The sequence below is a fragment of the Polaribacter atrinae genome (genome assembly GCF_038023995.1).
Lineage (GTDB): Bacteria > Bacteroidota > Bacteroidia > Flavobacteriales > Flavobacteriaceae > Polaribacter > Polaribacter atrinae.
This window is the reverse complement of the sequence record NZ_CP150660.1, coordinates 3,339,197-3,363,287: the sequence shown is the minus strand read 5'-3', so window position 1 is coordinate 3,363,287 and position 24,091 is coordinate 3,339,197. Positions and strand designations below refer to the sequence as shown.

At 27.5% G+C, this 24,091-nt stretch carries 19 protein-coding genes; 3 read left to right on the top strand and 16 right to left on the bottom strand.

The window, feature by feature from the left end; translation table 11 throughout:
- Nucleotides 1-3: 3 nt before the first annotated feature.
- The 13 genes from WG945_RS14620 to WG945_RS14560 all read right to left on the bottom strand — a co-directional run bounded on the left by WG945_RS14620 (nucleotide 4) and on the right by WG945_RS14560 (nucleotide 15,029).
- Nucleotides 4-3,768, bottom strand: coding sequence for a DUF7149 domain-containing protein (locus WG945_RS14620; protein WP_068451379.1), 3,765 nt, complete (start codon nucleotides 3,766-3,768; stop codon nucleotides 4-6).
- Between the two features lie 410 nt (nucleotides 3,769-4,178).
- Nucleotides 4,179-4,505: a hypothetical protein gene (locus WG945_RS14615; protein WP_068451376.1), complete on the bottom strand. Its 327-nt coding sequence runs from the start codon at nucleotides 4,503-4,505 to the stop codon at nucleotides 4,179-4,181.
- 32 nt (nucleotides 4,506-4,537) lie between these two features.
- Nucleotides 4,538-5,110, bottom strand: a complete 573-nt coding sequence (locus WG945_RS14610; RefSeq protein ID WP_068451373.1) for a hypothetical protein — start codon at nucleotides 5,108-5,110, stop codon at nucleotides 4,538-4,540.
- Nucleotides 5,111-5,528: 418 nt separating this feature from the next.
- The gene (locus WG945_RS14605; protein ID WP_068451370.1) at nucleotides 5,529-6,278 is read right to left on the bottom strand and encodes a relaxase/mobilization nuclease domain-containing protein; all 750 of its coding nucleotides are present in this window, start codon (nucleotides 6,276-6,278) and stop codon (nucleotides 5,529-5,531) included.
- A complete protein-coding gene (locus tag WG945_RS14600) occupies nucleotides 6,268-6,879 on the bottom strand; it encodes a hypothetical protein (RefSeq protein ID WP_068451366.1) in 612 nt (203 codons plus the stop codon). The genes WG945_RS14605 and WG945_RS14600 overlap by 11 nt, the downstream gene beginning before the upstream one ends.
- Nucleotides 6,880-6,888: 9 nt before the next feature.
- A complete protein-coding gene (locus WG945_RS14595; RefSeq protein WP_157603702.1) occupies nucleotides 6,889-7,230 on the bottom strand; it encodes a plasmid mobilization protein in 342 nt (113 codons plus the stop codon).
- Between the two features lie 126 nt (nucleotides 7,231-7,356).
- On the bottom strand, nucleotides 7,357-8,199 hold the full coding sequence (locus WG945_RS14590; RefSeq protein WP_068451360.1) for a toprim domain-containing protein: 843 nt from the start codon (nucleotides 8,197-8,199) through the stop codon (nucleotides 7,357-7,359).
- A gap of 88 nt (nucleotides 8,200-8,287) precedes the next feature.
- The gene (locus tag WG945_RS14585) at nucleotides 8,288-9,448 is read right to left on the bottom strand and encodes a VapE domain-containing protein (protein ID WP_068451582.1); all 1,161 of its coding nucleotides are present in this window, start codon (nucleotides 9,446-9,448) and stop codon (nucleotides 8,288-8,290) included.
- Between the two features lie 97 nt (nucleotides 9,449-9,545).
- A complete protein-coding gene (locus tag WG945_RS14580; protein ID WP_068451357.1) occupies nucleotides 9,546-9,827 on the bottom strand; it encodes a helix-turn-helix domain-containing protein in 282 nt (93 codons plus the stop codon).
- A gap of 120 nt (nucleotides 9,828-9,947) precedes the next feature.
- Entirely contained in the window at nucleotides 9,948-10,772 is an 825-nt protein-coding gene (locus WG945_RS14575; RefSeq protein ID WP_068451354.1) for a hypothetical protein, read from the bottom strand.
- Between the two features lie 9 nt (nucleotides 10,773-10,781).
- The gene (locus WG945_RS14570) at nucleotides 10,782-12,035 is read right to left on the bottom strand and encodes a tyrosine-type recombinase/integrase (protein WP_068451350.1); all 1,254 of its coding nucleotides are present in this window, start codon (nucleotides 12,033-12,035) and stop codon (nucleotides 10,782-10,784) included.
- Between the two features lie 225 nt (nucleotides 12,036-12,260).
- Nucleotides 12,261-13,700: an outer membrane beta-barrel protein gene (locus WG945_RS14565; RefSeq protein WP_231874688.1), complete on the bottom strand. Its 1,440-nt coding sequence runs from the start codon at nucleotides 13,698-13,700 to the stop codon at nucleotides 12,261-12,263.
- Nucleotides 13,701-14,231: 531 nt separating this feature from the next.
- Entirely contained in the window at nucleotides 14,232-15,029 is a 798-nt protein-coding gene (locus WG945_RS14560) for a hypothetical protein (RefSeq protein ID WP_068451345.1), read from the bottom strand.
- 616 nt (nucleotides 15,030-15,645) lie between these two features.
- On the opposite strand from WG945_RS14560, the gene WG945_RS14555 reads away from it, so the two are divergent.
- Nucleotides 15,646-16,731: a glycosyltransferase gene (locus WG945_RS14555; protein WP_197482104.1), complete on the top strand. Its 1,086-nt coding sequence runs from the start codon at nucleotides 15,646-15,648 to the stop codon at nucleotides 16,729-16,731.
- Here the strand turns inward: WG945_RS14555 and WG945_RS14550 are convergent, their stop codons facing one another.
- The 3 genes from WG945_RS14550 to WG945_RS14540 are packed head-to-tail and all read right to left on the bottom strand — an operon-like array spanning nucleotide 16,732 to nucleotide 19,101.
- Entirely contained in the window at nucleotides 16,732-17,544 is an 813-nt protein-coding gene (locus WG945_RS14550; protein WP_068451339.1) for a 2OG-Fe(II) oxygenase, read from the bottom strand.
- Nucleotides 17,537-18,415 carry a glycosyltransferase family 2 protein gene (locus WG945_RS14545; RefSeq protein ID WP_068451336.1) on the bottom strand — a complete coding sequence of 293 codons (879 nt, stop codon included), beginning with the start codon at nucleotides 18,413-18,415 and terminating at the stop codon, nucleotides 17,537-17,539. Before WG945_RS14545 ends, WG945_RS14550 begins: the two co-directional genes overlap by 8 nt.
- A complete protein-coding gene (locus WG945_RS14540) occupies nucleotides 18,415-19,101 on the bottom strand; it encodes a cell division ATP-binding protein FtsE (RefSeq protein WP_068451333.1) in 687 nt (228 codons plus the stop codon). Before WG945_RS14540 ends, WG945_RS14545 begins: the two co-directional genes overlap by 1 nt.
- Nucleotides 19,102-19,263: 162 nt before the next feature.
- Between WG945_RS14540 and WG945_RS14535 the strand changes: the two genes are divergently transcribed.
- Both WG945_RS14535 and WG945_RS14530 read left to right on the top strand, forming a co-directional pair.
- Complete coding sequence (locus WG945_RS14535) at nucleotides 19,264-22,323, top strand: tetratricopeptide repeat protein (protein ID WP_082864285.1); 3,060 nt, start codon at nucleotides 19,264-19,266, stop codon at nucleotides 22,321-22,323.
- The gene (locus WG945_RS14530; RefSeq protein WP_068451330.1) at nucleotides 22,323-24,086 is read left to right on the top strand and encodes a TonB-dependent receptor; all 1,764 of its coding nucleotides are present in this window, start codon (nucleotides 22,323-22,325) and stop codon (nucleotides 24,084-24,086) included. The genes WG945_RS14535 and WG945_RS14530 overlap by 1 nt, the downstream gene beginning before the upstream one ends.
- Nucleotides 24,087-24,091 lie beyond the last annotated feature (5 nt).

Genomic DNA, 24,091 nt, shown 5'->3' with positions numbered 1-24,091 from the left:
GTTTTAACTATTCTCTACAATTGCAATTTCTTCTTCTGTTAAATCATATAATTTATAAACCATCTGGTCTATTTGACTTACAATGAATTCTATATTTTCTTCTGAACCTTCTTTCTTAAGCAATAAAATTTCTTCAATCTTTTCTTTAAACTTATGCTCTTCTTTATCAGATATTTTTTTTATTGGAATTTGCTCAAAAATAACCTTACGTAATTCCCTTGTATTTCCTTGTAATTCTGGGAAGTTTTCAGCGAAACAATACCTCCATAGCTTACTATTAAAAAATGATGTTAACCAGTATATTTTTTCACCTGTTAAAATAAAACATTTATTATTCGTTACATAATCACCATTTCTATCTATCGTAAAATTTAAAAATTTAGTTAGCTCAGGGTAAATGATTTTTGGCTTTGAAAAAAGTTTAACATACTCATCATTTGGGCTATTATCTAATTCTAACCAATGATGAGAACCATTTTTAACTTGCGCTCTTTCTGTTAATTTTAATTTATGTTCATTTAGATAGTTTACAATTGTTGGAAAGTTTTCTTCTATATAATCACTGTCACCTTTTTTAATAATAAGCAACCACAATTCACCGAATTTAGGATGCCATTTATTAATGTCACGACCTCGCAACATAGGCTTTATTAATTCACTGTTATTCAAATCCATCTGAATCAAAGCTTCCTTTAATTCTTTATTTAGAATATAAGCAATATTATATCCTGTTCTAAAACCATAAGTTATTTTAACATTCCAATCAATTAATTTGACACCTTTTTTTTCAACTTTATTTTTTATTTTAAAAGTTTCATTATCTGAAATTACCCAAGAATTTTCTGTTAGATTTTCTAATGCTATATTTTTTTTATCAAAAACACTTTTTAAATTATCTAATAAATGTTGGTCTTTTTTTGTAAAACGAATAGCTTTTGCAGATACATTTTGTTTTGCTTTTTGAAAAAGCATAATATTGGTTAGTACAGTTGCAGAGTCAAATATTTCACAATCAGAAAAATCTATTAATTCTATAATAGCTGTTTTATTAATAAAGAAGTTTCTTAAAGATTTACCATAATTTGCACGCATCCAAGCACTTCCTGTTATAAAACCTAAATAACCATTACTTGCTAATATTTGCTCTCCTTTTTCATAGAATAACGCATATAAATCCCCTGAGCTTTGAAAAGTAGCATACTTAAAAGTCTTATAAATTTTAGACATTTCTTTCATACTTTGCATCTGTACATAAGGAGGGTTGCCAATTACAGCATCAAAACCAATATATTGACCTTCATCATTTAAAACCTCTGGAAACTCGAACCTCCACTCAAAAGAGTTATGATAAACTGCATTATTTACAATTTCTTTTTTAATTGTTAACGCTTTATCTGCCTTTGCCTTTAATTCTTTTAGTACTCTCTTGTCTGCTGCTGTTATTTTTTCATCAAATAATTTTAAATTATTTTGACGCTCTTGTTCTAAGACCACTTTCGCTTGTTCTTTACTATAATTTTCTAAAACACTATTAGTAAGTGTACTTTGAAAATTATTTTTAACCTCATTTATTATTTGTAAAACTTCTCTTTTACGGTCTTTACTATTGGTCTCTTTATACTCTAAAACAGCGTTTTTATAATCTTTAAGAGAATATTTTATAGTTTCTTGATTCCTTCTGTTTCTAAAGGCATTTTTTAAATCATCATCTAAATTAAATCGACTAATTAAAGAGTTACCACATTTAATATTAATATCTATGTTAGGTAATGTTTGTAACCTTTTTTGAGGCGTGTAATATGCGTTTTTAAGCAGTTCTATCCATAAACGAAGTCTACATATCTTTACAGAATTTGGATTGATATCTACGCCAAACAAACAGTTTTCTATAAGAGTTTGTTTCTCGTGAAATAAAGTATGCTGTACTCTTACACTTTCTTTATCTGTGGGGTTGTATTCAAATAATGCGCCTCTATCATCGATTACATACAATTCATCATTTACAATTTCTATATCGCAACGCAAAGGCATTCCTTTGGCATCTGTTAAAATGCGTAATTCGTTTTTTATAACGATTAACTCATTTAAAGCACTTACTAAAAAGTGTCCAGAACCTACTGCTGGGTCACAAATTTTAATACTATTTACAATGCTATTTAATCGCTTTAAATCATCAACTTTAAATTTCTTACCGCAATAAGATTGCAAGTCTTGAAAGGTTTCTATTTGGTCTTCTTCTTGTTCTTTAAACTTCTGAACTACTGTTCTTCTTATCGTTTCTCTACACATATACATTGTTATATATGCAGGTGTATAAATTGAACCTTCTTTATAGCCGTTTATCTTCTCGAAAATTAAACCTAAAACAGATGCGTTAATTAAAGATTTGGTTTCTTGCTCATCTTCTATACCTTCTGTACCATCTGTAGCAAAATTATAGGCATCTAAAAATTTAAAAAGATATTCTAATGTAGTAAGTTTCCCTTTTTGCTTTTTACCATTAGCATCTTTTAAAACAGTACCGCTATAAATTGCAATTTCATCATTATTTAAAGCAGATATTTCAAAGGCTTCACCTTCTAACGTATTGCGCTCAAATAAAGAACTATTTAAGTAAGGTATGTCTTTATACTTGTCTTTATATTTTGGGTGTCTTTGGTCTTCTTGTTTTGCTAATGCAGAAAAGAATAAATCATTTAAATCATCAAAACCATTTATAAATTTTGCGTTTAAGAATTTATACTTTTCATCGTTTTGATGATAGGTTAATAATTGAGATTCTAATAATTTTAAGAATAAAATTCTATTTACCCACGTTAAACATAATTCTAAACCTGCATTAAAAGGTTTATCTACACCATTAGGAATACTTTTTATGTTAGATAAGTAATCTCTATCTTCTAAATGAAATATTGTATTTTCTAATAAAGAAGCGTAATCTCTGTCTTTAACTTCTTTTCTATTTATTATCTTTTTGCCCTTGTCTTTTACTTCCTCTAAGCCAATAATGTGCAATAACTCATTATAGAATGTTTTGTTTAATTGGTTACTGTCATTACCAAAAGGATGCCCTAGAATATGTACATCAGAAAATATTTTATATAATGTGTTTAGATTACCATCTTTTAGTTTAGATAAATTGGTCTTGGTAAAATCTAAATGAACAAAAGGCAAATCTTGCTCTATTTCTGCAATGTATTTTTTAGCTATTTCATTGTAAAATAATTCGTTTTTAGTAGTGTCTTTTAAACCATCTCTAAAATCTTTATATTCTTTTATTAAGGCTTTGTTTTTAAAGAAGTAATTGTAAAAATCTTCACTTTTAAACAAATACCATTCATAGCCATTTGTAGCAATTAGGTGTTTTATATTATTGTTGTTATTATCTAATCTTTCTCTTAAATAATATAACAACAACTCTTGTAATGCTTTTCTATTGAGATTGTCTTCTCTTAAAAATTCGGCTTTGTTACTTGGCTTTTTTGCTTCTATAATTACCCCTATATCAGATGTTGGTTTATCTTCTAAATAAATAGCTAAATCTATTCTGTCTTTAGTATTGATATAATTATTAGCATAAAAAGTAGTATTAAAAAAAGTTGTAAAATGAGATTTAATATGTTCTTCACTTTCTCCATTATCGTCACTTAATTTTACAGCATTAATACAATCTTGTAATTGTACTATAAAGTTTGTAACGTCTTTTCTTAAAGGTTTGTGTTTTCTATATGCAGGATTTAATGCTTTTCTGGTATTTGTTTTGTTCATTTAAATAGCCTCTTTTTTTGTAATCATTAAAAGTACCAAAATCAATTGAGATATAATTATGGGAATCCATATTTATATAAACATATAAGAATATAAATGTATAAAAACATAAATGTATAAATAGATATATGTGTGTTTATATAAAGTGATTTAATGAACTTTAAATTAAGAATTTTTAATACTATGAGAGTAGGGGCGTTTTATTTTTTTTGATAGATATGTAAACGAGGGTAATTTTAAGTTAAAATTACCCTCGTCTCTTTTCCGTTTTAAAAATAATTTGATTTTCTCTTCATAGCAATGCTTGAAAAATCAGATTGTTTTTAAAATGCCCCCAAGCGGGAGGCGCCACGTAAGATTTGTATATTTATATAAATCTATAAGTATACTTTTGTACAAGTGTATAAAAATTATTTTTCGTTCAAAACTAAATCTCTAAACTCGATTAACTTTTGCTTTAATATATGAAATTTCAATTTTTGATCTATACAATTAATACTTACGGCTGTAATATCTGCGGAGTAAACATCTGCTTCATTAATTTTATGCCATTTAGAGTTTGAACATAAGTCTTCAACTCCTTTTTCAATTAAACCTTCTTCAAATCCTGAAACATCTAATTCAACTACAAAGAAAAAATTATCAAAGACTTTAAAACCTTCTGAATGATTAGCTGTGTTTTTTCTTATCATGTTTTTTAGTAGACCAACAATAACATTACTATCTTTTAAATACATATTTATGCCCTTTTTACTTGTTAAAAATTTTATTAATTACAAAGTTTCCAACCATCATTTGTTTTTTTATATTTAACTTGTTTAAATACTTCTTTAGGATTCAACTTCTCATGTGCTTCTCTAAAAAAAGGAGTTTCATTAATACGAACAAATTTCACTCTTACATCTGCAATATTTTTCTCTGGTATTTCGTGAATTTCTTCTATGCTTCCAAAAGTGTATTCACAAATTCTAAACTTACCTGAAATTTCTCCTCTAAAACCTTTTTTAGAGCTAATTAAGAACTCTTTAGCTTTAGGAGTTAAGTTTACTTCATATCTATCTTTCATTATATAACTTCTTTTTATACGCTGTAATTCTCCAACGGTATAAAGTCCTTCTTTTTCTAATTTTTTATAGGATTCTATAAAGTTTCCATTCCTTTTTTTATAACTATCTGACCTTTCTATAATTCCGTAAGAAGATGTATTCGTTTTTATAAGATTTTCTCCTGCCTGACAAGTAATAAATAAGGATTCAGCTTTGCTAGTAGTTAGTTTGTCTGAACTACATGATGTTAATAATGTGAAAAGTAAAAATGTTAGGATTGATGTTTTGATTTTCATAAATTTATAATTAGTGTTAGTTGTTTTTTAATTTTTAGGCACAAAAAAAACGTGGAACTGAATCTTAATGAACTAGAGGTATCGCCAAACACCTTTTCCTCCAAATAAGAACAGCCCACGCAGAACGTGGGCGTCTTAGTTTTGACTGTGGAGGATTTAAAAATTGGCGATTTTCTAGTTCCAAATCAAAAGCTAAACGCTTTATATGTTTATTTTATAGTTATATTTTTTCTTATATTCTAGTATTAATTATTACAAATTTAAGATTTTTTTTACTGCTCTCATTAGAAAATGCTAAAAATACCTCTTAACTATATGATACATTTATATTTTTTTCATTTATATAAAGTTATAAGTGTATAAAGCTATAAATGTCTATATATAGCTTTATACATTGTTCCAAGTTTTAATCAAAAGTTTACATTTTAAAACCCCTGTTTTTTTTATTCATTCGTTTTTCTTGTTCTTCATATGATAATTGTTTTTCAATCCCTTTTAAAGAATATTTTCTATCAATATCAGAACCTTTTATATAAACACCTTTTTCATCTATAAAACCTATTCCTCTACCTTTTTTTGTTTTAACTCCCATATTTTTTAAATGAAATTCAAAATCTTCAAAAGAATCAGATTGATTAATAGCAGATTTAATTTTTTCTTCCAATGGTGCAATTCTTTTATCTCCTTTCACAAATACCTCCTGTTTTTTTACTGCTTCTAATACACGTTTTACTTGTCTTAGCTTGTACTTGTTTTCTATCATTCTACAAAAGTCCATATTTTGATAATGCGTGTAACTATCACTAACTGCTAAATTATTAGATTGTATACGTGATGCTACAATATGAATATGTTCCTTATTTGTACCTTCTTCATGCATATACACAGCATAAGGATTCTCTTTAAAACCAATCATTTTAGCATAATCGTTTGAAATATCAATCCATTCTTGGGTATTTAATTTTCCTTTGTCTTCTGGAGCAATTCTTATTTTGATATGAAAAGTATTTTTTACACATCTATCATTAAGAGCGTTGTTTCTTTCTATCTGAGAGTTTATTTCAGTACTATTTCCGATACATTTATTGGACGCTATTAATTCTCCTCCACGTTCACAATAATCAAGCGCATTTTGTAAGTATGCTATGGATTCTAATTTAGCGATCATTATTGTCAAGTAATTTTAGTTCTTCTTTTAATTCTTGCTTTTTTATTTCTCGTTGATAAGTGCTTAAAAGAGTATGATATTCTTTCATAAACAAGGTGTCTTTTTGCTTTATCTTTTTTAGAATATCATTTGCAATGGTGTTTTCATTGTTTTTAAAATCTTTTAAATAGACATAATTATAGAAAAGTTCATATTCTTCTTTTTCTTTACTTAATGAGCTATTATTTATAAAATAGGCAGGAAGATATTTTATAGAACTCCATATAATAAGTAAACTAAAAAGCATAATAATTAATGTCTTAGGTTTAAAGTGTGATTTACTCCCTAATAAACTGAATTCAGTATAATTATTTACATTAGGAGTTACTGCATTTTCTTTTATAGAATCATCTATTTCTTTTTTAGATAGAATTTTTTGATCAAGTACATGTTGATTACTAATAGTTGTTTCTATTAAGTTTTTTAACTCTTTATTCTCTTCTGAGAAAACATGGCTTAATTCTGTTTGGTCTATATTATTTACATCTTTAGAAATAGCGTCTAATTTATCTACTACTTTTTGCATTAAAGTAAAGATGGCATTGTTTGTGTTTTCTTCCATAATAATGGTTTATAATTTTGAATTGATTTCTATAATGTGGTTATTGATATGTTTAATTTCGTTCAAAACGACTTGTTGGTCTTTGATTAAAAATTGCTCATTTGAATTTAATTTCTTTGCTATCTGATTTAAATTATTTCCAATTCTAATTAAAGAAGTCAAATATTTCTTAGTATCTAAATCATGTACTTTTTTTGTAAATATTGGTTTACCTAATTTTTCTAAAACTGCATTTCTGTAAAAAAAAGAAGGTTTTATTTGTAATGATTCACATTGAATTTTAATGACTTCTTTATCCTCTGCATTGAGGTAAAAAACGACCTTTACTTTATTGTTTGAATCTGATTTCATTTTTCTTTTGTTTTTTTTCTTATGAACATTTTCTGTGAATAAGCCAGCGGGTTTTGATTTCTTTTTAGGGCACGAAGTAGGCACTAAAAAGGAATTAAAGCCACGACTGGCTAAGAACTGACTACTTTAATTTTGATTCATTAAATAATCATTTAAATCATTGAAGTTTTTGTAATCAATTCTTTTGTCTATAATTTTATTATTTGTATTTTCTATTAAAAAATTGGTAGCTTGGTCTCCGCTAGTATCGTTGTCAAGGAAAACTTTGATTATAGAATAATCTCCTAGTAAATCAATAACTTTTTTTATCATAGAAGTAGAGTTTAAAATGATAAAATTTTCTTTAGGTATTTCTTTTTTCAAAGTGAGATAAGAAAGGAAATCAGACCAAGATTCAAATATTGAAACAACATCAGAATTATTATTTATGGTTGTAATTTCTTTCTTTCCTAAGCAACCTTTAAAGAATTTATTTCTAATTTCCAATCCTCCTATATCATTCATAAAACCAATTCCGAATAAATCTTTACCCTCAGAAAAAGAGTAATGAACTTGAAAACAAAATCGCTTTGCAAATGTTAAATTGATTTTCCTACTACTTAAATAATCTAATAATATTTGATTCGTTAATTCTGTTACTTTTTTAATAGAATAGGTTGGCGTTTGTTCATTCTTAACATGTTCTTTTTGCTGGTGAATAGAAAAAGTACCTCCTGATAAAATAACTAAGGCTTCTTTAATAGAACAATTATTGTATTTCATTATAAAGTCAATTATTGTTCCTCCAACACCTTCAGAGAAATCATACCAAGCGTTTTTGACAATGTCTACTTTAAATGATGGGGTTCTTTCATTTTTTCTAAAAGGAGAGTAAAACCAAACGTCTTTTATAGTGGTTTTACCTGTTCTAAAACCTTGTTTTTTCAGATAAGAAACTAAATCTATTATTTTTGCTTTTTTACAATTCATTTTTATTTTTCTTTTGGTGATTTTATCTTACCCATCTTACCTTTTTTATGAAATAGGTAAGATGGGTAAGGTGATTTGATGAAAACTTTTATTTTTTTCGTAACTGAATTAAGTATCCTTTTACTCCTGTGGTTCTGCTGTTAACCCGCTTGAACTTTAATTTTCTTAAAATTTTACCAATCGTTATGTGGCTTACGGATGAATACTCTTTCTTAATTATCATTGTAATTGTTGTGGTTGTCATAAAATCATCTCTATTATCAGATTTTTCAAACAGTTGATTTATTAACTCTTCTTCGATAGTTGTGTGCTTATAGTTTTCATTCCTTTCTTCATTTTCTTTTATGTCATTCACAGTTAAATCACAATTAAAACTTTTGTCCTTGTAAGCTAGATGAAAAGCTTGCTCCCAAACCTTATTGATATCGATGTCTTTTGAGTAATTAAAATCAATTTGTCCTATGAGTTCAATGCAAACCCATCTAACATTACCTGTTTCATCTCTTAAAAAATTTATGAGGTTAGTTGAGCCTATAAAGGAGCAATTTCGGGTCTGATGTGAATTGTTTTTTGCGTACGGTAGCCTTATGTTTATGTGTGTTTTTGAAAACATCGATTTATAAGCGTTTATGTATTTTATCGAAAGTTTATCTATTTCATCTAGATTGATTAAGAGGTTTTTACACAGTTGGATTAATCCATCTTTATCATCACTGATGTTCTCTGCGATATGTTTTTTTAATTCAGGCGGACAAAAAAACCTACATAGACTACTCTTTCCCGAATTTTGTTTTTCTTGAAGAAACACAAGACATTGCTTGTTGTAGAAGTTTTCTTCCAATGCAGTTTTTATACTTCTTCCAAGCCATTTTTTTAAGTGATATTCAAAAAACACATTATCATCAGTTGGAATGTATGAGGTTAGGTTTTTAATATGATCTACTCCATCCCATTTATTAAGATTATTAAAGTATTGCTTTAAGGGGTTAATTTGTTTTATATAATTAGAACCTAAATATGTTTCTAATTCAAATTTTTTAAATTTAATTTTCTTTTTGGTTAGTTCAATCATTAAAGATTTTTCATTGAGAACTTCCCATTCTTTAGAGCCTTTGTACCTAATTAGTAATTCGTGTGTTATTATATTGAGTACGATTTCATATCTACCGTTCACATATTTATGAATCGTATCATACACTGTAGTGTTCTTTAGTAATTTATTATTTATGTATAGTTCTTCATTATCCATTTTTGTAAATAGAGTTTTAAACCGTATATTTGCCACATACGGTATAGGTTAATACTGTTTTAAAAAAATAATAAAGCGTAAAAGAGTTGGAGCTCCTTTACGCTTTTCTTTTGTATTTTATTGATTTTACTTCTTGAAGTGAATTAAAGATTTCTTCGTGTTTGATACGAACTGAATCTCCAATTTTAAAAGCTTTTATTTCACCAGCCTTTATTTTATTTCGTACGGTAAGTTCTGTAACTTTAAAAAGCGAGCTTGCTTCTTTAACTGTATACAGTTTTTGACTTAGGTCTTCTTTAGGTCTATTAAGTATTTGGTTTAATAAACTCTTTACTTCTTTTAAATCCGAAGATTGTATTAATAAATGAGTGTTGTCCATAAAATTATAGCTTTAGTATTAATTATGGTACAAACCTAATAACTAGACATAACGAGTATTCCCTATTTAGGAAAAATAGGTTAAATAGGCAGCTTTAAATACTGTTTTAAATAAAATAGACTATAAATTTTCTATTTCTATAGTATTTAGAAAAACTAATTTTGCAAAAACGGACTTAAAAGGATCATGTGATTTATCGATTGAACTATCTGTTGAGTTATTAAAAATCTTTCCAAAATCAGATTCATCTAAAATTTCATCAAAATAAACTTGTGATAAAACAATAATTTTCTTCTTATTTCCACGCTTATTGAGATTTACAAGACCTAATAAATGAAATTTTGTAAGTAACACATATATCTGATTCTTTTTAGGAAGAAAACCTCCTTTTATCCATTTACCATTTATTTCTATAACTCCATTTTCAATCAATAATTTTTCAATTTTCAGATTGAAAATATCTTTTGGGAAAAAATTATAAAATTCTTGTTTTTGTAATTCACTAGACATTTGACTTTCTATGGAAGAATCTTTTAAAGAAATAAGTTCTTCTTTTTTTTCAACTTTAATCTCGTCAATATCTGTGCTTTTTTCAGCATTTTGAATTTCATCAATTTCATCTCTGAATTTAGATTTATTACTTTTAAAAACACTCGAAAACGAAAGTTCTAATACTATCTTCAGATAAGCAAGTATTGAAAATACGAGTACAGGAATCATAGCCCATAATAAAACTTTTATGATAAAAGTAGACTTTGTGGTATACAGTTCATAGATACTACTTAATAAATAATAGATTAAAAAAATGATTAATGGAATTAAAACAAATAAACTCTTTTGTTTCTTAAAGAGTAATAAATATTTTTCTTTAATCTTCTTAATTTTATAAACTAATAAAATTACAGCATCAGTAAAAGTGTTTAAAAAAATAGCTATTTTCTTCATATTATCTCTTTATGCTTTTTTCAATTTAGGTAATGGAATATTAAACACTTCGTCCATAGCTTCTTTCTTTTCTGGTTCACTAACTTGATAATACTGATTTAGCGTTTTCATATCTCTATGTCCAGTAATAGATGCAATTAATTTATCGCTCTTCCCCTGTCTCTTCATCATTGTAATAAAGGTTCTTCTAGCGGTATGAGTACTTATTCTGTCATAGTAAAACATTTCTACCTTTATATTTTCTTTCCCTTTAGTAGTTACTTTCTGAACAAGGTCTGTATATCCAAGTTCTTGAAAAACCTCTTTGATATACTCGTTTTGCTTTTGATTAGCTATTAAAGGAAGTTTATAATCGTATTTTTTTAAGAGATATTTTGAAATACTTGTTAGCGGTATTTCTCTTGCTGGCTTTGAGAGATCTTTATCTTCTTTAAGAATTATATTTTCGTTGGTTACATTACTTTTCTTTATCAATGATAATTCACCAAATCTCATCCCTGTAACACAAGCAAAAACAAAAACGTCTCTTACTCTTTCATGTTTTTCTAAATCAAAATCAAACTCAAGTAATTTATTTAAGTCTTCAATTGTTAAGGCTATTTGTTTTGTTATTACTCTTTCAAGTTTCTTAAAGGAAATAAAAGAATCATTATATGTGTATTTATTTTTTAAAGACCAAAACAAAAATGTTTTTATCAATCCTAAATTCCTAGAATACGTATTATTAATATGCTTTAAATCATCCAAACAATAAGCTGTAAACTCACTATAAAAACGATCATTAACACTAGTAAAAGTTAGTTTATATTTTTTTTCATTTTCGAATTTTGTAAGTAAATTTTTAATATTCTTATATCTTTTAACAGTAGCAGCTGACCATTCTTTACTATTTGTTTTCTCAGCAGTAAAAGCATCATAAGCTTCAAAAAAAACATTTGCTTTGCCTGTAGTTTTTTTAAACTCTTCATCAAAAGCTGACTTCAACGTTTTTGATGTAAAATCCTCTTTCATTTTCTTATATAAACTAGCTGTTTCTAAGAAAAGGTTTGAATGTCTATCTAATTGTAATTTTATACTATTAGAAAACTTAGAAGTTTTACCCCTTGACAATGGTAGCTTATTTTTAAAATCCCAAAACTTGGGCTCAATTTTTTCACCTGTAGAATAAACAAAAGTTTTACCCTCATTTTTGAAAGATGATGTAAAGTAGATAAGTGTTTCTTTTTCTTGATTCGGATGCTTTAGCTTAAAAGAGTATTTCATAGTTAAAATTTATAGGTGCTGTTTTAGGTGCTGAAAATGTTATATCAGGTTATACCTCTAAACTTTAACGAATATAAGAAAACCCTTAAAATAAAGGGTTTTATAGCTAATTATTATTTAAAATAATTTTTAGTAATAACAAATACAATACTCGGCGTCTCCACAATTAAAAAAACCTGTAAATATTTTATTTACAGGTTTTTTATTTTTTAAAGATTATTTTTATCAATTTCTTCTAGAACCTCCTCTAGAACGCCCTCCACCACTTCTATTTTTTCCTTGAACATTCATTTTTTGACCAGCAAAACTACCAAACTTATATACAAAAGTTAGCATAAAATATTGTTCTAGAATTTTATTTTCTACGTCTTGAATATAGGTTTCTGTTACAGATCTTCTATAACCATTATTTTTTCCAAGCATATCGTAAGCCACAACAGAAAGTGTTGCTTTGTTATCCCAAAGCTCAACACCTAAGCCTGCATTCAAAAAAACGGCATCTCCATCAAACTCATCACCTACCCTACTATTGTAACGATAAGAAACCCTATTAGATAAAAATGAATTTTTAAGAAAAAACACGTTAGAGTTTATATCTAAATTCTGCACAAAATAACTGTTATCATTAAACGCATCGGTATCATAAATACTCTTATTTTGAGAATAACTGTATGTTGTAGTTACATCAACTTTGTTATCATAAGAATAGCTAAAAGAAAATGAAGGTTTTAAAACGGTTGTTTTTGCTGTAAATTTCACATCATTTTGAATAGACAAACTATTCTTATAGTTCGCATTAAAACGTGCATTTAAATTGATATTTGTTTTTCTGTTAAAATACGATTTTGAAACCGCTACATTTCCAGTATAAGAATAATCACCATCAATATTACTATAAGTGGTGTACCTATTTAGATCGGCATCTGTAATGGTAGAATTTATAATTTTATCTTTAATAAATTGAGCTCTAAGGTTTCCTGAAATATTGATATTATTGTACGCTAAATTATTTTGATATTGAAAACGTGCATTATGACTTATTCCTGGTTTTAAAAGCGGATTACCTACAATTACATGTGTAATATTACTTACATTTTCTACGGGTTGTAACTGCCCTACGGATGGTAAATCTACATTTTGATCATACTCTAATGAGATATTTTTATATCCATTTTCATCTCTATAGCGCACTCTTCCTGAATAGGTTAAATAGTCAAAATCTGCCTTAAAATCACGAGCAGTTACCAACTCATCTTCATAATCTCTGTAAGTGTTTGTATAAGCTCCTTCTACCTCAAAACGAAGTTCTTTATACTGATATCTTAATTTTAATGCAGGCCTTAAGGTTGTGGTAACATATTTACTATCTGAACTTAGTAGCTCATTAAAATCATTATATTCTTCTGATGCATCATCAAAATCATAAATATACTTTTCACTTTTTGTAGTAATAACTGTTGCCTTATATCTAGGCATTAACCTAAAATTTGTAAATAATTCTTTACTCCAAAAGGCATTAAAACTAATATCACTACTATTACTACTATTACTATAGGTCGTATTAATTTGATCTTGAATAACTGTTTTATCACTATTAACAAGAATGTTTTTAGAGTATTTTTGACTATCTGAATCTGTTTTGCTGAAATCTGTACCTAAACTTATATTTAAATAATCTGCTTTATTATTTAAAACAGGTGTAACCGAAAATTCATTTTTAAATTCGCTACTAGATGAAGTAGATTCGCTATTAGAACTATAATCACTTACTAAATCTCCATTGTCATAATACGACTCACTTTTTACAGAACCACCAGATTCTTGATTAGAGCTCTTGAAATCTGTTTTGTTAGATAAACGGACTTTTTTATTGGAAGAAGTACTTTTTGGTTTTATAATAAATTTTAAATCAGCTCCGGCTGTATGACTATCTGAATCTGAGAAACTACTACTTTTAGAGTCTGTAATATAATTTAAGTCGGGTAAAAAAGTTTCTTTATGACTTATGTTCTCAAAATCTCTATCTTGTGCACTATACCTATAATTACCGTTTACACTTGTTTCATTCCATTTCCCTTTTGTATAATTTGCTCCAACAAAATCAGATTCTATATACCCATTACTAGTGTCTGTATCTGGTAAAGAATTAATCCCTTTAGAAAGATTTATATTATTTTTTCCGGCAATAACGCCTATTTATTTACCGTCTATTAATTTAAAAATATTTGCATTAGCTTGGTACTTTTCATCTGTACCATAACCTAGCTTCACATCACCAAAAGTAGCTCTGTTCTTCCCTTTTTTAATTTTAAAATTAATCTCCTTGGTGCCAGAATCCGACTCCTCTTCAGTAAATTTTTGATTATCGGTTTTATAATCTGTTACTTGTACTTTACTAATAACATTACTTGGCAGGTTTTTTAAAGCGATATCTCCTTTTTGCTCACAAAAAAACCGCATTCCGTCTACATTTATAGCTGTTACTTCTATTCCGTTTACCGTAATAATACCATCTATATCGATGTCTACTCCTGGTAATTTTTTTAATAAATCATCAGCCTTATCATTCGGCAAGGTTTTAAAACTATCTGCATTGTACTCTACAGTATCTTTTTTAATTAAAACAGGCGGAGCTCTCGCTATAATTGTAATAACATCTAACTCTTCTATATCGTTATTTAGCACAATGTACCCAATATTTAATGTGCCACTAAGTGGTACTTTAACAACCTTAACATAAGGTTGGTACCCCAAAGATGCTATATTAAAAATCACTTTAGCATCCTCTCCAGAATTTACTCGTAAAGAATATTCACCATTTTTATTTGTAATACCATAAGCTATGGGAACACTATCTTTTACACTCTGTACATATACTGTTGCTCCATTTAAAACAATAGAATCTTGATCTTTAAGAACACCTTCTAAAGTAAATTTCTGAGAAAATAAGGTAGAAGAAATAAATAACAAAAATAATAGTAGTGTTGTTTTCAATTTGTGATGGTTTAGTTTCAACAACTTTGATACAAAAAAAACTATAAGGTTTAAAATAAAAATGTTAAATAAACCTTAATTTTATCCTAAAAAAATATATAAATTTACAAAATAGATGCACTTATATAGATAATACGACAAAAAACAAATTCCCTTTTAGGATGAGAATCTGAATTTCAACTAAATATTTACAGTTAAAATTAAAAAAGCCTTCAAAATTTTGAAGGCTTTTCTATTTTTTTTAGAATTTAGTTCTTTTCGAGTTTTAATCTTTTTAATACAATAGCTTTAAAAAAATAAGGGACTTTTAAAAATTTGGTTTTACAATTACGACAACTATAAAGTTTAGAATTAGGAATTAATTTTAAAACTAAACTACGAGTTAGTCTTTTTCTAAAACTAGATTTACATGACGGACATTTAGGCATTTTGGAAGATTAATTAATTAGTTAGTCTATTAGTTCAATTATAAGTAAGCTTCTGAATATCAAGTAAACAAATCCACATCTTATTTACAAAAAAGAGTATCACAAAGAAGAGAATCTGCATAACGTTACACATTTTTATGACTTTCATAAATTAAAAGTATATTTTTGCTAAATACTGTAAATAAATTTTGAAAAAAATAATCGTTTCTGTCACAAATGACTTATCAACAGACCAACGTGTTGATAAGGTTTGCGGTACGTTACATCAAAATGGTTTTAAAATTATTTTAATAGGTAGAAAACTAAAGAATAGCCAACCTTTAAATAGAAAATATTCCACAAAAAGAATCCGATTAGTTTTTAACAAGGGGTTCTTATTTTATGCTGAGTATAATTTTCGTTTATTTTTTATTTTGCTTTTTTCTAAAAAAGACATATTGCTGTCTAATGATTTAGACACCTTATTACCCAATTATTTAGTTAGCATTTTACAGGGCAAAAAAATAGTTTATGACAGTCATGAGTTATTTCCAGAAATTCCTGAATTAGTACACAAACCTTTTGTTAAAAAATGTTGGTCTAATTTAGAAGCTTGGATACTTCCAAAACTAAAAAACACATACACGGTTTGTAATAGTATTGCTGCATTTTATCACAATAAATACAAAACCGACTTTAAAACAATTATCAATTTACCTAAAGAAAAAGAAATTCAGTTGGGTAAATTTCCTTTTCACTCTAAAGATCAAAAAATTATTTTATATCAAGGTGCTGTAAATTTAGGAAGAGGCTTAGAATTAATGATAGATACCATGCCTTTTTTAGAAAATACACTTTTAGTAATTATTGGTGATGGTGACCTATTTAATAACTTAAAACAGCAAGTAAAGAATAATAACTTAACGCATAAAATTCATTTCTTAGGGAAGATTTCTCCGAAGCAACTACACAAATTAACTCCTTTGGCTAATTTAGGTATTAGTGTAGAAGAAGATTTAGGTTTAAACTATAGATTTGCCTTACCCAATAAAATATTTGATTACATCCAAGCAGAAGTACCTATTTTAGTTTCTGATTTACCTGAAATGAAACAAATTGCAATAGACTATAAAGTAGGAGAAGTAGTTACAAATAGAAGCCCTAAAAAACTTGCTACGCAAATTAAATCTATACTAGAGAAAGATTTTTCTACAGCACTAAAAAAAGCCAAACAAGAATTAGTTTGGGAAAAGCAAGAGAGAAAATTGCTTGCTATTTTCAATAATTTAAAATAACTATTTTTTATATTGATGAGGATTTTCTCTAATACCTTTTTTAAACAGTTTACGCAAACTAGAACGCATACTGTTATCTATTCTCAAAAAAACATCTTTCACTTTTTCTGAAGATCTACCTCTAAATGTTGTTATATGAAAGGTATCTGAAACTAAAATTGGTGTATCAGAAAAATAATAATTAGACACACAGCACCTTGTATCATCCTTTAAAACTTTACTTACAGAATGCCAAGAATTTTGGTGAGTTGTCATAACAACCAACCTATTAAATTTACTTTCTAAAGTGGTTTGTGTCTTTTTTAATCCTTGTGGCCAAATTTCTAAGTGACCGCCATTTTCTGTATTCCAATTAGGTGTTACGTAATACAAAAGATTTAAAACTCGCCATCTATTTCTATCCTTATCATGAGAATTATCTAAATGCGGATTTAAAAAATTATCTTTTTCCATTAAAGATAATCCTCCAGCATACAAATGCTCATCCTCAAAAATCTCTTCTAATTCGCAAATTTCAGAAACCAGTGCAACTACTTCTTTATTTTGAAATGCATAAATAACTTCTTCTAAAAGTGTATTATAATCATCCATTTGGTACGCTGTAAATTTAAATTCTCTTAAATTCTTTTTTCGAACAGCTTGCTTTGTAGTAGGAAATTTATTGTGAATTTCTAACGCTAATTCTTCAGGTAATAAATCATCAATAAAAAAATAACCAATAGTTTCTTTAGATTTTAAAAACTGTGCTTTTAAAACCTCTTTATTAGCTATTAATTTAGTACAAATTAAATGAGCTATTTCATTTCTATTCATGCTTTAATTTTAAATGACACATATAACTTACCTTCATACAATTTAAGAAAAAAACAGAAGATTGTTTAATGGCTAATTTTTCAAAAAAGAGATGAAACATTCCAACTATTCTTGTCATTCTTACAGCTGCTATTCTTCTAACCAAACTTACTAAAGGCATTTCTTCGGTGTCGATTAGATTTTGTTTATCAATAAAAATAAGGTTTTCCATTGCTTCTTTAGTTTTAGCAACAAACAAATCATTTTTATCTAAACCTAAATGATACACCTCATTATTTATGTGTTCGATTATATGTCCTTTCTTTATCAGCTCTAAAGAAAACAACAAATCTTCTCGTCCATATTGTATTAATTTTTCTTCAAATTTCACACTATTAAAGGTTTCTTTCTGAATTAAAAAATTAGAGGTAAAAAAATATTTATCTGGATGTGCAATACGTTTTTCTACAGAAATCTCTTCATGTTTTTTACCGTATTTATAACGTAATAACTTAAAGTTTTCTTTTATATCTTCATACAATAATCCTCCACAAAAAACAGTCTTATCTTTTGCAGAGCAACTAATATATTTTCTTATAAAATTAGATTTTACAGGAATAACATCTGCATCTAAAAATAACAACCAATTGTAAGTTGCTTTTTTTGCTAACAAGTTTCTAATAGCACTTCTACCAATATTATGCTCTAGACTTTTAAAACTAGAAAAAGAAAGTTTATTTATTTCTTTATTTTTTACATTTAATGGCGACTTAGAACCATCATCTAAACAAATAATTTCGAATTTTATATTTTCTAAAATTAACTGTTGATGTATTTCTTGCACCAAAAAAAAAGCATTGTAATTATATGTTGGTATCAGTACAGATAGCATTATACAGTTGCTTTTTGGGCAACTTCAAACAACTCCCCGCCTTCACACTTTAATGTTTTTTGTTTGAACTTTACAATTAATTGATAATCGTGTGTTGCCATTAAAATGGTTTTTCCACTTTTATGAATTTCGTTTAAAAGTTCCATCACTTCTAAAGAAGTTTTTGGGTCTAAATTACCCGTTGGCTCATCTGCCAAAATTAATTCAGGATCATTTAACAACGCTCTTGCAATAGCTATTCTTTGTTGTTCTCCTCCAGAAAGCTCATATGTTTTTTTATAAGCTTGAGTTTTCATACCTACTTTGTCTAAAACCTCGTTAATTTTATCTTTAATCTTACTCTTATCTTTCCAACCAGTAGCTTTTAAGACAAACTCTAAATTTCCAAAAATAGTTCTATCACTTAACAATTTAAAGTCTTGAAAAACAATTCCTATTTTTCGTCTTAAAAAAGGAATTTCTTTTTCTTTTATTTTTTTTAAATCAAAATCTACAATACTACCTGCACCTTTTTGTAATTTTAAATCTCCGTATAGGGTTTTCATCAAACTACTCTTACCACTTCCTGTTTTACCAATTAAATAATAAAACTCTCCTTTTTGTATTGATAAATTTACGTTAGACAATACCAAATTTTCTCTTTGATAAATCTCTGCGTTTTCTAAAAATAAGACTGGTTTTTCCATAAAAAACTTGTTTTTACAAACTTAAAAGTTTTGAACGATTTTATACTATGAATTATAAACAATTCTTATTTTTGAACTAAAATATTTTTCGTATTTTTTCTTCTAACATCAAACAAAATTAAAATAAGTTCGTTATTCATTCTAGGTATCAAAAATAATTATATGAAATTAATTTTTATAAAAAAACGTTTTATTACATGTTTCTTATTATTAATTGTTTTTGCAGGTTATAGTCAGCAAACAATTGTAGAAACAAATCTTTTTACAAAATACAATAATGCTATAAAATTATTTAACGAAAAAGCCTATGCTGCCGCACAAACAAGTTTTATAGCAATACATAAAACGGCTACTACAGCCTCTAATTTAAAAGCAGATGCTGCTTATTATGATGCTATGTGTGCTGTACGATTAAAGCAGCCAGAAGCAGACAAAAAAGTACTTGCTTTTATTGAAGAGAACCCTAATAGTAGTAAAAAAAATACAGCCATATTTACGGTTGCAAATTATTACTTTGCCAATAAAAAAGCGGCTTATGCACTTAAATGGTTCAAAAAAGTAGATGCCAGTTACCTTTCTACAGAAGATAAAAAAGAACTCAATTTTAAAATGGGCTACTCTTATGTGGTTACCAACAATTTGCCATTGGCTAAAGAAAAATTTCTTCCTTTAATTAATGATGCCAAATACGGGAACGATTCTAGATATTATTACGGCTACATTGCTTATAAATTAGAAGATTATGGCATTGCAGAATCTACCTTTAAAGAAATTGCAGACAATGAAACCTATCGTGTAGAAATTTCTTACTATTTATTAGATATTAGTTTTCAGGCAGGTAAATTTGAACGTTGTATTACGGTTGGTAAACAATTGATTAACACTTTTAAGAGAAAAGACAGGTCTGAGATTTCTAAAATAATTGGTGAGAGTTATTTCAATTTAGAAAAATATAGTGAAGCAATTCCGTATTTAAAAGCATATACTGGTAAAAAAGGAAAATGGAACAACACCGATTTTTATCAATTAGGATATGCCTATTACAAGCAAAACGATTTTGAAAACGCAATTAGTAATTTTAATAAAATTATTGACGAGAAAAACTTTGTTTCTCAAAATGCATATTATCATTTAGGTGAGTGTTACCTTAATTTAGATAAAAAAACAGAGGCTTTAAATGCTTTTAAAACGGCTTCTGAAATGGATTTTGATAGAAAAATTAAAGAAGATGCTGCTTTAAATTATGCTAAATTAAGTTACGAAGCAGGAAATCCTTTTAAAAGTGTTGCAGAAGTTTTACAAGAGTACTTAAAAGAATACCCAAAATCTGTAGCTTATGAAGAAATTAATGATTTAGTAGTTTCTTCTTTCTTACATCAGCAAGATTTTAAAGGTGCTTTAGAGTTTCTAAATAAAAAGAAAACTGAGAAAAATAATTCTTTAATTTCTGAAGTTTCTCTGTACAGAGGTATTCAGTTATTTAATGATCAAAAATTAGAAGAAGCATTGCCTTTGTTTGTTGCAGGTAAAAAAGCTACAGACATATCTATAAGTGAAAAAGCTAAATATTGGGAAGCAGAAACTTTATATCAATTAGAGAGCCCAAAAGAAGCACTATCTAAATTTACTGCTTTAAAAAGGGAGTTAAAATCAAATAGTGAAGATTTTAAACTACTTGACTACAATATAGGGTACAGTAATTTTACATTAAAAGAATATGCTAGTGCTGCCGTTTCTTTCGAAAATTTCTTACAAGATGGTACTATAGAAAAAGACATTAAAGACGATGCATTTATTCGTTTGGGTGATAGTTACTTTGCGCTTAGAAATTACAGAAAAGCAATTGACGCTTATGCTGCCGTTGTTAATACCTATGGTGCAGAAGCAGATTATGCACAATACCAAATAGGGATGAGTTATGGTTTTATAGAAAATAACCAAGCTAAAATTAATGCGCTTACCAATGTTGTAAATAAATACCAAATTTCTAACTTAAAAGATGATGCTTTATTTCAACTAGCAAATACATACACCTTAATAAAGGATAATAACAAAGCACATCTTGCTTACAATAGGTTAATAGAAAAACACCCAAATAGTATTTTTCTACCAAAAGCATTAGTGCGTCAGGGCTTATTATATTATAGTGAAAATGAGAGTAAAAAAGCACTAGAAAAATTTAAACAAACTACGAGTCAATTCCCAAATTCTCCTGATGCTTTTGAAGCAGTTGCAAATGCTAGAAATATTTATATTGATAATGGCAACTTAAACGAATATGTAGATTGGATCTCTGGCTTAAAATTTATCAATGTTACAGATTCAGATTTAGACAATACGACCTTTGCTGTAGCAGAGAAAAAATATTTTGAAGCTAAAGATGGTAATGAAATTATAATAGCACTTTCTAAATACACCATTTCTTTTCCTGATGGAATTCACAAACTAAAGGCTAATTATTACTTGGCAGACATCTTATTTAAAGAAAAAGAATTTAACAAGGCTATAGCCTATTATCAAAATGTTTTAGAAGAAGGACAAAATGAATATAGCGAAGATTCTCTTGCCAAATTAGCACAAATATTTCTTGAAAGGGATGAATTTGAAAATGCCATACAAATTTTAGATAGATTAGAGTTAGAAGCTTATAGTACAGAAAACATATTATTTGCTCAGAGTAATCTTATGAAAGGCTATTTTGAGACATCATCATATAATCAAGCAATAGAATACGCTAAAAAAATTCTTGCAAAAGATAAATTAAATAGCCAACTAGAAAACGATGCTAAAATAATTATTGCACGAGCTTCCTTAAAAAATGAAGATTTTTACACTGCAGAAGAATATTATACAGAACTAGAAACGAAGGCTTCTGGTGAATTAAAAGCAGAAGCATTGTATTATAATGCTTTCTTTAAAAATCAACAAAAAGAATACCTAGATTCAAATAAAACGGTTCAAGATTTAATAGCAAATTACTCTTCTTATAAATATTGGGCTGTAAAAAGTTATATTATAATGGGTAAAAACTATTATGGTTTAAAAGATGTATATCAAGCTACTTTTGTTTTAGAAAACATCATTAAAAACTTTACACAATTTAAAGACATTGTTGAAGAAGCAAAAGAAGAGCTAAAAATAATTAAAGAAAACGAAGCCAAAACTAATAACTCTGTAACTCCAATTAAAGAGGAGATGACAATTAAAAAAAATAAAAAATAATGAAAAAAGGTTTCATATTATTTCTAGTCTATTTTTCTTTTTTAAGTTTAAACGCACAAAAAAAGGAACAGGCTATAGACACCGTAAAAACAGAAGTTGTAAATGTTGTTACAAAATACAATCCTAAAATTTCTGATGCCAAAAAGATCAATAAAAATCCAAAAATAGAATTGCTTAAAAACAACGAGAAGAAAAAACTAGAATACACTATTTTTTCTGCTCCGGTTGCCTCTACTTTTATTCCTAAAAGCGGTGTTGTAAAAGGCATTGATGTAGGCGTTAAAGAAAGAGTGTACAAGAACTATTTAGCAGCTGGTTTTGGTAATTATACAACTCCATATTTAGAAGCATATCTAAACCATAGTACAAGTTTTGAAAACGAATTTGGCTTTAATGCAAAATACTTAGCTTCTTTAGACAATGTGAGTAACACAGCACTTAATAGTAATTTTTCTAACTTTAATATTGGGGCATTTTACAAACAACAAGAGCGTTATTTCGATTGGAAAGTAAGTTTAAATTCTGAAAGAAATCTTTATAATTGGTACGGTTTACCTGACCTTAATTATACTGCTCCCACAATTTCTTCTATAAATGAAGAGCAAGTATATAATTATTTTGATTTAATTGGCGAGTTCAATTTTCAGGATTCTTATATTCATTCAGGAAAAATAAAAATAGCCAACTTTACAGATAGTTATAAAAGCAGTGAAATTTTAGCCAAATTTGAAGCTAAATTAAATCTGCCTTTAGATTTCTTAAGATCAAACTTAAATGATATTTCTATAGCTACAAGTATCGAGTTTTTAAAGGGAGAATTTAAAAACGATTATAGCAATTCTAATGCTGTAAAATATGGTACAACTACCATTAGCATAAACCCACAATATAAAATAGAATTAGAAGGTTTTTCTATAAAACCGGGTCTTAAATTAATTGCTTCGTTTGATTCAGAAAACAGCGCGAACAACTTTTTTATATTACCTGATATTTTTGTTGAAGGACCAATAATAGAAGGATATTTAAATGTTTACGGAGGTTTTACGGGTGATTTACATACCAATACCTACAAAAACTTTACAGAAGAAAATCCATATGTTTCACCAACACTTTTTATAACGCAAACTTTAGAAAAATCGAACTTATTTTTGGGCTTTAAAGGTTTAATTATAGATGATTTAAGTTTTAACGTTAAGGCTAGTTTTAAATCAGAAGAAGACAAACCATTATTTTTAAGAAACAATTCTAAATCTGATGGAACCAATACTACTTATAATAGCATGGATTTAAATGGTTATGAATATGGCAACTCTTTTGATGTATATTATGATGATGTAAAAACCAACACCTTTTTTGCAGAGCTAGAATATGAATATTCTAAAAACCTATCATTCGGACTACAAGGAATATACAATAACTATACTTTAGAAAACGCTATAGAAGCCTGGAACTTACCTTCTTTAGAAGGAAATATTTCTGCCAAATACAAAACAAATAAATGGTTTGCAGGTGCCAATATTTTCTTTGTAAGCGAAAGAAAAGATGCATTGTATGCTAACCAATACCCTACTAGCTTTAGCGGCACAGAAACTGTAGATTCTTTTACAGATGTAAACCTAAACGGAGGATATCATTTTAACGATAAGTTTTCTGCTTTTCTAAAACTAAATAATGTCTTAAATACAAAATACCAACGTTTTGCAAATTTTGACACACAAGGGTTTCAAGTACTAGGAGGTTTAACGTATAAATTCGATTTTTAAAATTT